9 protein-coding genes are annotated in these 12,991 nt (G+C 46.8%); 3 read left to right on the forward strand and 6 right to left on the reverse strand.

Going from position 1 to position 12,991, the window contains the following annotated elements; genetic code table 11:
* Positions 1–62: 62 nt before the first annotated feature.
* From IQ263_RS05015 to IQ263_RS05025, 3 genes are all read right to left on the reverse strand, one after another.
* Positions 63–2,441, reverse strand: a complete 2,379-nt coding sequence (locus IQ263_RS05015; protein ID WP_228049794.1) for an EF-hand domain-containing protein — start codon at positions 2,439–2,441, stop codon at positions 63–65.
* 183 nt (positions 2,442–2,624) lie between these two features.
* A complete protein-coding gene (locus IQ263_RS05020; protein ID WP_194066459.1) occupies positions 2,625–3,275 on the reverse strand; it encodes an RNA ligase family protein in 651 nt (216 codons plus the stop codon).
* 138 nt (positions 3,276–3,413) lie between these two features.
* Positions 3,414–4,691 carry an HhoA/HhoB/HtrA family serine endopeptidase gene (locus IQ263_RS05025; protein WP_194066460.1) on the reverse strand — a complete coding sequence of 426 codons (1,278 nt, stop codon included), beginning with the start codon at positions 4,689–4,691 and terminating at the stop codon, positions 3,414–3,416.
* Positions 4,692–4,984: 293 nt separating this feature from the next.
* On the opposite strand from IQ263_RS05025, the gene IQ263_RS05030 reads away from it, so the two are divergent.
* Positions 4,985–5,335, forward strand: coding sequence for a metal-sensing transcriptional repressor (locus tag IQ263_RS05030; RefSeq protein ID WP_194010563.1), 351 nt, complete (start codon positions 4,985–4,987; stop codon positions 5,333–5,335).
* Between the two features lie 422 nt (positions 5,336–5,757).
* Here the strand turns inward: IQ263_RS05030 and IQ263_RS05035 are convergent, their stop codons facing one another.
* Positions 5,758–6,195, reverse strand: coding sequence for a helix-turn-helix domain-containing protein (locus IQ263_RS05035; RefSeq protein ID WP_194066461.1), 438 nt, complete (start codon positions 6,193–6,195; stop codon positions 5,758–5,760).
* A gap of 1,192 nt (positions 6,196–7,387) precedes the next feature.
* Here IQ263_RS05035 and IQ263_RS05040 point away from each other — a divergent pair.
* A complete protein-coding gene (locus IQ263_RS05040) occupies positions 7,388–8,032 on the forward strand; it encodes a pentapeptide repeat-containing protein (protein ID WP_194066462.1) in 645 nt (214 codons plus the stop codon).
* A gap of 347 nt (positions 8,033–8,379) precedes the next feature.
* Positions 8,380–9,156 carry a pentapeptide repeat-containing protein gene (locus IQ263_RS05045; RefSeq protein ID WP_194066463.1) on the forward strand — a complete coding sequence of 259 codons (777 nt, stop codon included), beginning with the start codon at positions 8,380–8,382 and terminating at the stop codon, positions 9,154–9,156.
* A gap of 10 nt (positions 9,157–9,166) precedes the next feature.
* Here the strand turns inward: IQ263_RS05045 and IQ263_RS05050 are convergent, their stop codons facing one another.
* Together IQ263_RS05050 and ybiA are read right to left on the reverse strand one after the other, a co-directional pair.
* Positions 9,167–12,175 carry a GAF domain-containing protein gene (locus tag IQ263_RS05050; RefSeq protein ID WP_194066464.1) on the reverse strand — a complete coding sequence of 1,003 codons (3,009 nt, stop codon included), beginning with the start codon at positions 12,173–12,175 and terminating at the stop codon, positions 9,167–9,169.
* 374 nt (positions 12,176–12,549) lie between these two features.
* On the reverse strand, positions 12,550–12,991 hold a 442-nt coding region (gene ybiA / locus IQ263_RS05055), incomplete at its 5' end, for a riboflavin biosynthesis intermediates N-glycosidase (protein ID WP_194066465.1).

The raw sequence follows: 12,991 nt of genomic DNA on the forward strand, positions 1-12,991 counted from the left end.
TTGTCGAGTTTTTTATAATCGGTAAAAAGTTAAGCTTTTAAGCTTAACTTTTTAGCTGATATCTAAGCAACCTCTACGAACACACCGCTGCGAGCAAACTCCTCTTCTTCAGGACTAAAGACAGGAGCTCGATCGACAAGATCGGGGTCAAAGTAATATGTCTCTTGTAGGAATTGTCCGGTGACGATCGCCTCCTCCAACTCCTTGATATAATCTTGGGCAACTAAGCAGGCCTCCTTGATGCCTTCCTCATCCCGCTTATCCAATAGCTTTTGCAATGTTGCTCTCACCCCTGTCAGTCGTGCTGCGGGTTTGAGCATACCGTAGAGGCGGTACATCCGATCGGTGGCAATGCTGATGTGTTTGAGGGCTTTGGCTCGTGCTAGCTCAGAGTCAATGCTGGGCCAATAACGAGTGGTATAAAATGCTTTCTCATCCTTGTGATACCACTCCTCCGATCGCGCAATTGATGAGGAGACAGTATTGTGCAGCTTCCAGAAGAATAAGCGCAGGGAATCGCCATCTACTACGGTGGACAGCTTTGCCTCCATTGATACCTCAAAGTTATTCAGACGCGGGTCACGCCCAAGCACAAGGTACTCCACAGGGTACATTTCCACCTCCTTATTCTGCACGACGTAGGCGTTGAGGTGGTGGCGGCAGTAGGGGCAGGGATACATAGTGGCAAACAGCTTGAAAAAGTCCTTGAAGATGGCCACCAGAGTTTTTTGCTGTTGGGGGGTCTTGGTAGAGACGATTTCAGCCGTAGTGTGGAAGAAACGCCACACCGCAGGGCCAATATAGTAAGGGAAGCTGACGCGCATTTGTGAATTCTTTATTTCACTGCGATCGATATAAACGTCGATAAATGACACATATTGCGAAAGCTCGCCAGACTCGCGCCCAAACTCCATGCGTTCGCGTCGTTTCTGTACCCCATTTAGGTAGTTGTGCGTCAAGCGCCATGCCTGTTGAAGCATTAGCTTTTGTTTTGGAGCGCATTTGGGAAAGCTTTCTATAACATCCGCCCCATAGCGCCCAAATTCCCCTGACGTTTTAGTGGCTTCGTACCACTGGTTTAAAGCCGTTTCGTCAGGCACCGTGTTCAAGGGGATGTCTGCTGCGGTAATGACGCTAAAGGCAGCCAGCAACTTCGGCATAAAGTCTTCATACCAATAGGCCACGGGCATCATCGCACCATCGATTTTCTCTGAGGCATCCGAGAGGATGACGCGGTTCCACTTCTTCAGGTAATCTTTGGGATTTCCCTCGGATTGGGCTGGTGGCGGTGCCATTTCCTCACTCAGCTCCATTTTTCGCAGTCGGTTGAGTTCGTTGATGGCAAGCACGCCCTCGGCGATGTCGCGCAAGTTGAGACTCTTCTTCTTGATGGTGATTGCAAACTCGACTCCCGCGGCAAACTTCTCCTTGGCGCTGGCAGATTTACCCCGCGCCTCCAACATGGCTTTTTGTTCTGCCAACATTTCTGGAGTTTTTTCGATCGTCTTCCAGTTCTTGATGCGAGCCTCTAGTCTGGCATATTCATCTTCGATCGATTTCACGACTGAATCCAGTACAGGGTTGCACGCAGACTCTACGATACCTAATCCTTTATAAAGGGCGATCGCAGTTTTGACAAATTGCACAAAATCAGCGATTCTGTACGGCAAATTTCTCACGCGCAGGTGAGTCTGGTGGTTGGCGGAAAAACTCTCACGGAAGCTGCGGTAGGCCGCTCCCTGGATCAGACGAAACAAACCAATCTGCATTTGCAAGCGGGACGTACCGCGCTTCTTCTCAGTTTGTGGGTGTTGGGCGAGTAGTTCTTTTAGCCGCGCTATTTCTGGATTGCTATCGGTGGGTGCTTCTTCTAGATTAGGTTCAATAGTGGCAGAAGCTGCCTCATCGATCGCAGTTGCTGTACTTGCGATCGCAGCGGCTGTACTATCTGAAATCTCCGTTGTCTGTGTACTGACAACTGGAACCGGCGAGTCTTGATATCCGGTTGTGAGCTCTGATTCATCCGGTACCAGTTTGCAGAATTCCTCAAAGTCAATTGAGGCATCGCCATCATTGTCTACCTCTTTGATGATCTCATCCAGCTCTTGCTCTGTGAGCCCAAACTGGCTCATCACACCCTGCATCTCATTTTTAGTGATTTGACCGCTGCCATCCTCATCAAATACACTAAATGCCATTTTGAGACGACTCTGGCGATCGCCCTGCTGGGACACCATCAGCATTTTGAATTCCTCAAAATCGATACTGCCCGACAAGTCTACGTCCACTTCCTTAATCATGTCGCGCAGATCGGTTTCGTTAGGACTCTGGCCTAGCGATCGCATCACTTGACCCAGTTCTTCTGATGAGATAGAACCGCTCCCGTCTGCGTCAAATACTTTGAAGGCTTCCCATAACTTTGCCACCTCTTCTTCAGTCATGGCTTTTTTTTCAAGCTCCACAGATGTCATAACTAAATTTTCCCTGATTTTTTTATTAGCTGTCTATTGATTACGACCAATATACTTTAATTCCTGATGACTTACGCAACGGTCTTCTCAAATCCCAGGGGGTTGCCGACATCTCCCACTTTGGCTTGTGACAGTTACTCTATCAGTTTGATATTACTCCCAGTAATTTTCCCAATCATCCTTAAAAAATTCCTGTAATCTCTGCATATACGCATCAGTCTTAATCTTCACCATCCACAGATTATTAGAGTTGCTGCCTCCCTTGCACACAACACCTTCATCCACACCGTATTTCCCCTCGCGAATATCATCCATAAACTTGCCCGTCAGTTTGCCGCGATAAATCACTCGCGCAATATTTAATTTACCAAAATCCTGAATAAACCGATCGGGAATAACCATACCGCGATCGGTTTCCACATCAAAAAGCACCAATTGTTTGCGATCGTCCTTTTGGTGCATTCCCGCAAACGAGTTAGCACCAAAAAACTCTGTAAACACCGTAATTTCCGCACAGTGATACTGTTCATTTTCTCGAAAGATAGACTCTAACGGACTAGCAAAATCTCTCTTAAATATTTCCGGTGCTGTTTCTAAACCTGGATGTGCAGCATTAAATTCTGCAATTCCCATTTCATCCAAATCAAATCTACTGCGACGCGTACCAAAAGCATACCAACCAAGTTCAACTTCCCAAACCCAATGCAAATTAGTGCCATCGTACTTCTCAAAAGCTATACATTGTTTGTTAGGGCAATTTTTACTATCTGGAATTTTGGGATAGGCAAGTTGAACTCGTGTCATATAGAGGAAGGAAGTTCGGCAACGAGCAATGTACGGGATGTAACGGATGTAACGGATGTAACGGATGTCAGTCCGAGGGAAGTCGGAAGAAGGAAGAAGGAAAGGGTTTCTAACAGTTTCCCCCCTTCCCCTTCTTCCCTAAAAATCCCTCAATTGAGCAGTTTGAACCGCAATATCTTTCGTCTGGGCACCGCGGCGCACCTTCAGCTTGAGAATTTGACCGATTTTGCTGTTTTCCACCAAATTTTGCAACTGTGCCGGCTGTGTCACTTTCTCGCCGTCAATTTGAACGATGACATCTCCCTTGCGAATCCCTGCTTCTTCAGCAGGCGTATTGGGCACAACTCGCATCACTAACACCCCTTTGACTTCCGGGACAATCGCAGGAGCATTGGGGTCAGCATTATTCTCTCTGGCCATTTCAGGAGTCAAAGCAATCATCTGAATCCCCAAAAACGGGTGGCTGACTTGTTCTCCCTTGGCTAACTGCGCGTAGATGGCCTTGGCTTTGTCGATCGGAATTGCAAAGCCAATACCCATTGCATCAGCTCGAATCGCCGTGTTGATGCCAATCACTTCTCCCCTGCTGTTTAACAGCGGGCCGCCGGAATTGCCGGGATTGATGGCCGCATCCGTTTGAATGAAATCGAGCCGCTTGTCGGGAATGCCGACGGCTGCACTGGAGCGTTTGAGAGTGCTGATAATGCCCAAGGTGACGGTGTTGTCAAATCCGAGGGGGTTGCCCACGGCGATCGCCCAATCTCCCACTTTCACCGCATCGGAATCTCCCAAGGTTGCCACGGGCAAGTTAACTTCCTTAGTATTAATTTTGACCACAGCCAAATCCGTTACTTCGTCAGTACCTTGGACTTGTCCTGGAAATGTCCGCCCGTCGTTTAGGGTGACAGTCACTCGATCGGCTTTGTCAACTACGTGAGCATTGGTTAAAACAATCCCGCTTTTGTCGATGATGAAGCCCGAACCTTGACCGCGCAAGCGTTCTTGTCTGGGGGTCATGCTTCGCAAATCTTCTCCCAAAAATCTGCGGAAGAAGGGGTCTTCCATTAACGGGTCGAGGTTGCGGCTGACAGTGCGCTCGGTATCAATGCGAACAACTGCTGGCCCGACTCGATCGACTGCCGCCGTCACAAAACTGTTGGTATTTGTCGCCGCCGGGATTTCCGGGCTCTGCAGCGCTAGCATTTGCGGATTTGGCAGAGTCGCTGGGGAACTCAAATCTGCTTGCTGCACGGCTGTTCTTGCCATTTGCCGCGAGTTTGGCGGATTTTTGTCAATTGCTAAAGCCAGTGCAGGATTGATGGCTAGAACGCTCAGGGCGATCGTCATTCCTAAAATTAGGGCGAAGTGGCGATCGCCTGTGCGGGGTGCGCGGTCAAAAAACTTAAATAGTCGCATAGCGTCAATCTTTGTTACTCTGAGTTATTCTGGTCAAGGTGTGCGAAGGTGTGCGATCGCGCCCGCTTAATTATTTGCGGCTCTCTAGATCCTAAATATATTTTGACAGTTACAATACATGAGTCAGCAGCTTTGACGAATTCAACATATTCTCAATTCTAACTTGAAAAATTTCCCTACTAACATCAGTTTCACAAAATAATGCAACACTAGACACGGGAGCCAACCCTTACCGAATAACTCATTCCCCAATCTAAAATCTAAAATCTAAAATCTAAAATGGCATAACCCCAATGATTGTATCTGATACTTCTACTGACAAATCCTTGCCCTCAAATTCCCACCACCATCACAATGAATCGGCCCACCCTCACCATCACGATGAAGAATCGATGCGGCGGTTGGTAAATCGCTTATCTCGGATTGAAGGACACGTCCGCGGCATCAAAACAATGGTGCAAGAAAACCGTCCCTGTCCCGAAGTTCTCGTGCAAGTTGCAGCAGTTAGAGGAGCCCTCGATCGCGTAGCGAGAATCATTCTTGACGAACATTTAACCGAGTGCATCGCCCGAGCCGCTAAAGAAGGCAATATTGATACCGAAATAGAAGAATTGAAAGCGGCTTTGGATCGGTTTCTGCCTTAATTGCTGCCGATTTTTACCTCCATATAACAAAACCTGCAAATTAGACAAAACTTGCAAGCTATAAATTATGGCACATTTTTTAAGCATCTTTCACAAACTCTGAGAGCGAGTTTGCTTCACAAAACTGATGCCAAAGAAACCCGGTTTTTGCGAAACATCTTGGTTTGCTAGCGCAGTATCTAGGAAGAAACCGGGTTTCTGACCCGCGCCATTCTTAGTTCAAAAACAATTAGTTGAGTTTTTCTTGAAGAAGCCAATCCTCAAAAGCTTCAAAACTTGCAAACTTTTGGACGGTGATTAACTTGCCGCGCGAGTATCAACTATAGCGGTTCTCAAAAAAGTGAGGATAACCCTATGCCCTATGCCCTATGCCCTATGCCGGATAGTACCTCATCTTTCTGAGACTCGGCTATATCAACTGTCTAGACTTTCGTCAGCTTGGCTTTTAGCTGATATCTGACTGTTGCGTAAACGGCTTTATAGGAAGCTTCAATACTGTATTCCTGCTGCAACCACTCTTGAATTTCTCCATAGCTTTTAAAGCCTTTCTGGGGGTCGCTGAGGCGCATTGCCAAACTAGCGCGGGCTAGAGGAGGAATCGCAGGCTTGCGGCCGCCGCTGTGCTTTGTTTCTAGGAGTCCTTCAAGTCCGTCAGAGCGGTATTTTCTCAGCCACCGCTGCACAGTAATTCGGTTGACGCCGATTGTCATTGCTAATTCTTTAACTGTCTTAATTTGACAAATTTTAAACAGGTAAAGTGCTTGAATTTTTTGAAAGCCACTTGCCGTTTTTTGTTCGTTTAGCAAGCTTTTCAATTCTTCACTTGTCTCTGTGATGCTAAGTTTACATACTCCAGCCATACCAATCACCTCACGATTTGCGTTATACAATAGGTTTGTTTGACAAGGGATAAAAATCTGCCCCATCCCAATCGATCGCCTGTTGTTTGCTAATCAAGCAATACACAAGCGCTCTCAATCAAATTTTTTCAGTCATCGGCTTACTCAGACGATAGTAAGCTGGTTCTTGGTTTAGCCCGGGGCTGCAACCAGATTTTTTGAGAAATTACCTGCTTTTTGGGTAAATTTTGTCTTCGACGATCGCACCAGCGTCATTGCTAATACCGATCTCGGTTAACCGTTTGACTGCTACATTCGCTGCAATAAGTAGAAAGGCGTAAATATTTGTAGTTGGGATGAGGCAGGAGTCAGGAGACAGAATGCAGGAGGGATTGGGGTTTTAGCCTCATTTATCTTTCTTAACACAGTTGTGTTTTTCCCCACCGACTTACTTAGTTAAATTTTATGCGATACCATTTCTGCTATTTTTACTCAACATTTATCATCGTTTTTCTGGTGTGTTTCGGTATTTTTTGTGCCGATATTGGCAACTTTTAATCATTACGTGCTAGCAAACAGGTTAAATCTGTACGCCAGCGATCGAAATTTTACACATACATTTCCCTGTACCCATAAGTGCATTTCTGGCTCTCGCTGTGCCAGAAATCCTGCGACATCAGCACTTTCATCAATCTGAACAGGTTGCGTCGAGTGACGCTAGAACCGACCTTCGTGCCACAGGCCTGTCTCTGTGAAACTACTCGATCGATCGCCTGTTGAGTAAAACACGCAGGCGGTGGGATTGTCAATTTCCCAGCCGTACAGTACCATTATCGGCTATTTTTTGGGCTTTGTCGCGATCGAAACGGTTGTTTCTATGTGATACTACTAACATCAATTAGCGATCGCGGTCACACCACTCCTCAGTAAACTCAACTATACGCAAGAACTTATGGCCTCGATCGCCCTTTCGAGTTAAAATTCCTTTGATTTACTCAAAAAGTGCGATCGAGGCTGTTAAAAAAATTAATCTTAATTTTTTGTTAATTAAGGGACAAAGAGAATCCTGTTTTGCGCTTCTACTTCCCAAACAGTCTCAGAGTTCTCGGCCTGGGTGTGAACCTGTCAGCATCTAAAATCTAAAATGGCAGAACATCCGGTACAACCAACCAACTGACAGTATTCTGCATTTAAAAGGTGTAGAGAAGCCAAAATGAAAGTTGACGAACTGCTCAAGCTATACGCAATAGGAGAAAGAAATTTTAGTGGGGTCTACCTGCACGAAGTATATCTCTACGAAGCAGAATTGATTGGAGCAAATCTGTATGAAGCAGACTTGATTGGCTCCAATCTCAGCAAAGGCAAACTCAGCAGAGTCAACTTTGGCAAAGCCAATTTGTCCAAAATCAATTTGAGCAGAGCCGACTTAGCTGGAGCGGACTTCACAGAAGCACTTTTACTGGAAGCTAACCTGTACAGAGCAGAGTTGATGGGAGCAAATTTGAGCAAAGCAGACTTGAGCGGTGCTTCGCTGATCCAAGCAACTTTAATTGGAGCCAACATATCTCGGGCAATACTCTGCCGCACAGACTTGCACGGAGTAAATCTTTACGGAGTAAACTTGCGGAGGGCGGTGCTGACAGAATCCGATTTAATTGGCGCAAACCTGAGCAAAGTAGACCTCAGCGGAGCCGACTTAATGGGAGCGAGCTTAATTAGGGCAGACTTGACAGAAGCGATTTTAAGTGCCTCTGATTTAAGCGGGGCAAACCTCCTAGGAGCAAACCTTACAAAAGTTAACCTGAACGGAGTATATCTGAAGGGTACGACGATGCCCGACGGCACGATCCACGACTAATTTATGTTTTAAATTTTATGGTTGGTGAGAACCGCTGCTCAAGGGTAACAAGCTTTTTGTTACCCTTATTTATTGGTGGCGAAATGTTTATTTGAGACTCTGTTGAGGACGTGAATTTCAATGTATCGGCCTGGAGGCATTCAGGTCAAAGAAACCGGGTTTTTACCTGATCTGTGGACTACAACGCGCGTATTTTCCTAAAAAAACCAGTTTCCGATCGCCCGTGGGTAAGCCCTATCTATGATGTCTAGAATCAGGTAATATTTAGCAATATCTGTTATCTTGGCTTTCACTTGCTTTGATAAAAGCTATTTTAGATTTAATATTTGGGATTTTGGATGGTTAATATGAAACTTAGAATCCTTGCTGCTGCAACGCTGTTGAGCACGATCGCCCCTCTAGCTCCTGCAATGGCCGAGAACATCCAACACACGCAACAATTACTAGCCACGAAACAGTGCCCCAACTGCGACCTGAGCAGTGCCGGTCTGGTTTTAGCCAACTTAACAGGAGCGAATCTCAAAGGAGCTGACTTGAGATTGGCGAACCTCAGCCGAGCCAACCTCACCGGAGCCGACCTCAGCGGAGCCAATCTCAGCGGCACAAGTTTGTTTGGTGTCAACCTCACCGGAGCCAACCTCAGCGGAGCCAACCTCAGCGGAGCTGACTTGAGAAGCGCCTATCTCAGCAATGCCAATTTAACTGACACCAATTTAACTAACGCCCAATTGCTGGGAGTTAGGGGAATGCCAACTAATATCGGCAGCGCGGAAGATTTCTATCGCTTGGGAGTAATGGAAGCTCAAGCGGGAAACTACAGAAACGCCATTGATTATTACAATCAAGCCCTGAATATGAAATCGGATCTAGCCGCCGTTTATTTCGCGCGCAGTATGTCTCGGGCTGATTTGGGAGATTTCGCCGGGGCGACTCAAGATGCCGATCGAGCTAAGCAACTCTTTACCGATCAAGGAAATCCCCAAGGTCAGGAATTGTCAAAGCAGTTAGCCGAAGCCATTGTGGCGCGCCAAAAACCAACCGAGCCGCGCACTGGGGGTAACGGCAACTTGGTGAGTCTTCTCGGCTCCCTCGGTTCGGTTCTGGTGAAGATACTCTTGCCTTAAGCAGAGCTTGCTAATTCACCGGAATCTCGATCCAGAACTCTGTACCCCGACCTGGCACAGAAATACACTTGAGTGCTCCTTGGTGTTTCTCAACTACAATTTGATAACTGATAGAAAGTCCTAAACCCGTCCCCCGACCGACGGGTTTAGTTGTAAAAAAGGGATTAAATATGTGAGAAATTAACTCTTTGGGAATGCCGTGACCGTTGTCTGCAATGCAAATTCCTACTGTTGTTTCATCGATCAATTCGGTACGAATCCGAATGGAAGGGTAGGAAAAATCAGGAATCAAAGACTCGCTGCTGCCCTTTATATCTGCAGGTTCTATCTCCTGTTGCTGGGAGCTAAAATATGTCGCTGCTGCGCTGCCAGAGAGTCCGGGAACCTTGATAATTTGCTCTTTTTGTCCCATTTCTAGCGCGTCAATGGCATTGCCGAGCAAATTCATAAACACCTGATTTAGCGAGCTAGCATAGCATTCTACTAAGGGCAAATTGCCGTATTCTTTGATGATTTCTACGCTGGGGCGATCTGACTGGGATTTGCATCTGTGTTGCAAAATCAACATGGTACTGTCGATGCCTTCGTGAATATCAACAGGTTTCTTTTGAGCTTGATCGAGTCTAGAAAAATTCCGCAAAGATACAACTAACTGGCGGATGCGCTCAGATCCGACTGTCATGGAAGTCAAAATTTTGGGTAAATCTTCGACCAGAAATTCAACGTCGATGGCTTCGGAGCACTCGCTAATTTCTGGGTGGGGATTGGGATAGTGCTGGCGGTAGAGTTCCACCAAGCAGAGCAAATCTTTGCTGTATTCGCTGGCGTGGGAAAGATTACCGTAGATAAAGTTAACCGGGTTGTTGATTTCGTGGGCGACTCCCGCCACCAGTTGTCCGAGACTGGACATTTTTTCGGTTTGAATCAGTTGGGCTTGGGTATTGTTGAGTTCTGTGAGGGTTTTAGCTAGCTGTTCGGCTTTTGCTCGATCGGCAGTTGCGGCATTGAGACTTTCTTGATAAAGTTCTGCTTGGTGAATGGCGATCGCAGCTTGAGAGGCCAAATGTTGCAGCAACTCTTGTTCTGCTGTTTGCCAAACCCTCGGCGCTGAACACTCGTGGGCTATCAGCAACCCCCAACATTCGGTATCTGTGCCCATCATCGGCACAATTAAACTTCCCCTCACCTGCAATTTTTCCAAAAATTCGCGGTGACAGGGCGTTAAATCCTCAGTCTCAATATCGTTAATTGCTCGCACTCGTCCAGCTCGGTAAAAGCAATCTGAGCCTTCGGGGAAGCATTCTTGTGGAGATTTGAGACCTAAAATTGACTCCCACTCGCCACGCACAGCTTCGACAACTACCTCGCCCTGTTTGGCGGCGGTAAATTGATAGATTACGGTGCGATCCGTATCGAGCAAAACTCTCACTTCCCGCACAATAGTTTGCAGGATAGTTTTTAAATCTAAGGTGCTGCGAATTTGGTCTCTAACTCTGGTCAATACTCGAGCAAAGTCCAAGGATTTTTGCAATTGGGCAGTGCGTTCTTGAACTTGGCGCTCCAAGTTGGCATTCAGGGCCTGCACTTCTTTATAAAGTAGGTACTGCCCAATTGCCGCACAAAATTGGCTGCCGATCGCTAAAGCTTGCTCGATATCTTCCCGTTTCCACTCCGGCGACTGACCTTTTTTGATTTCTCGCCAGACGTCAAAGGATTGTCTGGGAAGGGTTTGTGCAGCGCTGCTGTCAAAGCGCCCCGCCCACATTTTTTCGGTATCAATTTCATTGCGAAAAATGGTCAAACAGCCTACTACTTGTTGTTCGTGGTGGAGGGGAATTACCAGCAAACCCCGAATTTTAGTAGCTTGGAAAGCTGGGAATAAAACTCGAAATTGAGATTCTTTGTAGAGGTCTGTAATTATCCAAGCTGGGAATTGAGAATTAGTAAAAGTTGAGAATTTGGGAATTTTTTCGGTGTTTTTGAATCCTTTGCTCAGCCATTGCTGCCAGAGCGGATGAGCTTCGATCGCCCCTAGTGTTTCTCCGTTGGAAAGTGTGGGTTGCTCGCCGGTGGCGAACAGTTCAAAGCTAGGCTCGCTTTGGGCAGTAATGGCAAATGCTCGATCGCCCTTAACCGATAACTTGTCGCTGTTTTTGACATTCGGGGCGTTGAGATAAATTCTGCCACCGCTGCCACCAAAGGCTGCTACAGTGGCCTCTAAAGCCTGTTGCAGTTGAATATTGGCGTGACCGTACAACATGGTTGCGATGCGGCTCACGGTGGCTTCGCGGGCTGCTTGAGAGCGGATTTGGTGGAGCAGGATCGAGTGGCCGATCGCATTTGACAGTTGATCTGCTACGAGCTGAACTACTTCTAAATCTGTGGGTGAAATATTGCGGGGAACCGAGTGGTGAGCAACTAAGAGTCCCCACAGTTCGATGTGAGTTTGGCGATCGCTTCCCGGCTCGTATCTAGTCACGCACGCGGGGGCTTCGCACATATCTTCTGTTTGGCTGTTTTTCGACACGATCCGGCGGTGCAAAATCGGCACGACGAAGGAAGATTGCACTCCCATTCCCATCAGGTAAGCTGCGTGGCAAGGATCGAGCGATCGGTAGTGCGTTTCTTCATTTAGCAAAGGTTGACCAGTATCGGCGGCATCGAGGGGACTCAGGACGATCGTCCCGGAGTTAACATCTATAATTGTCCGCTGGCGCATCCTCACATACATCTCCCTGGCGTGGGGGGGGATGTCGTCTGCTGGAAAGTGCAAACCCTTCAAGGAAGGGAGACGGTTGTTATTAATTGATTCGGCAACAACTTCTCCGCTGCAGTCGGCACTAAACCTATAAATCATGATGCGATCTGTTTTCAAAAAAGACCGCACTTCTGCTACCGCAGTGGTTAAAATATCTTCTAATTCTAGAGATTGGCGGATGCGTTCTGTGATCCGCCGCACCAAAATTTCTCTGTCTAGTTTATGATTTAATTCTTCTTGTGTGTTTTCTGTCAGTTGCATAAATCTCCTTTGACAATCATCAGAATTACGATAAAAATAAGAAGTTTTGATATGCTGTCATATCGCTCTGACGAGCACTGCACCTGCCTGATTTGTTAATTTAACCGATCTGTAGAATGAATTGGGCGCGCGCGCGCGGCTTAGAGAGGACGCTGGAGCGCTGGGGGACGGAAAATGTGCGATCGCCCCGGTTTAGTCTTTGCCTTCAACAGACCAAGAAGCTTAACCGAATGATAATTATTATTATAATATTCTCATAAATTTCTCGCAATCTTAAAATCTCACTCTCATAATTATTAATCATCAAGGTAACTTGACATTTGTTTGTCTAACTTCATATAATAATCAAAAAAAAAAAGGAATTTGAGTTTCTCTCAGCCTCCCAGACGCTGACCAATTTCGTGTCGCACGCTCATCAAAATTTTACCCAAATGATTTTGGCCGGTTCCATCGCAGCCGCAGCCCCAGTAGTAATCGGTTGGCGAATCCTCCACAATCACTCGCTCCCCCGTACCCAGAAGAATAGCTTGAATGTCTCGATGAGCGAGAAACTTAGTTAAAATTGCTTCGCGCATAATCGGAATTTTCACCGCTTCCCAATCGTCGCGAATCCGGTGATGGGGATCGCGACCTAATTGGGCTGCTTCTTGAGGAGTTGCGACGCCTCGAATCGCCGCCACTAATCTTCTATCGACGCTACCAACAAATTTGTGGGCTTGATAGTAATGTTCCACGGTTAACCAATTTTGACCGCCCAGGAAAATCTCATGCGGTGAAAAATTGGAAAAGCAGCCGTAAGGCTCCTCTACTTTATAA

It is taken from the genome of Tychonema sp. LEGE 06208 (assembly GCF_015207505.1).
Taxonomy (GTDB): domain Bacteria; phylum Cyanobacteriota; class Cyanobacteriia; order Cyanobacteriales; family Microcoleaceae; genus Microcoleus.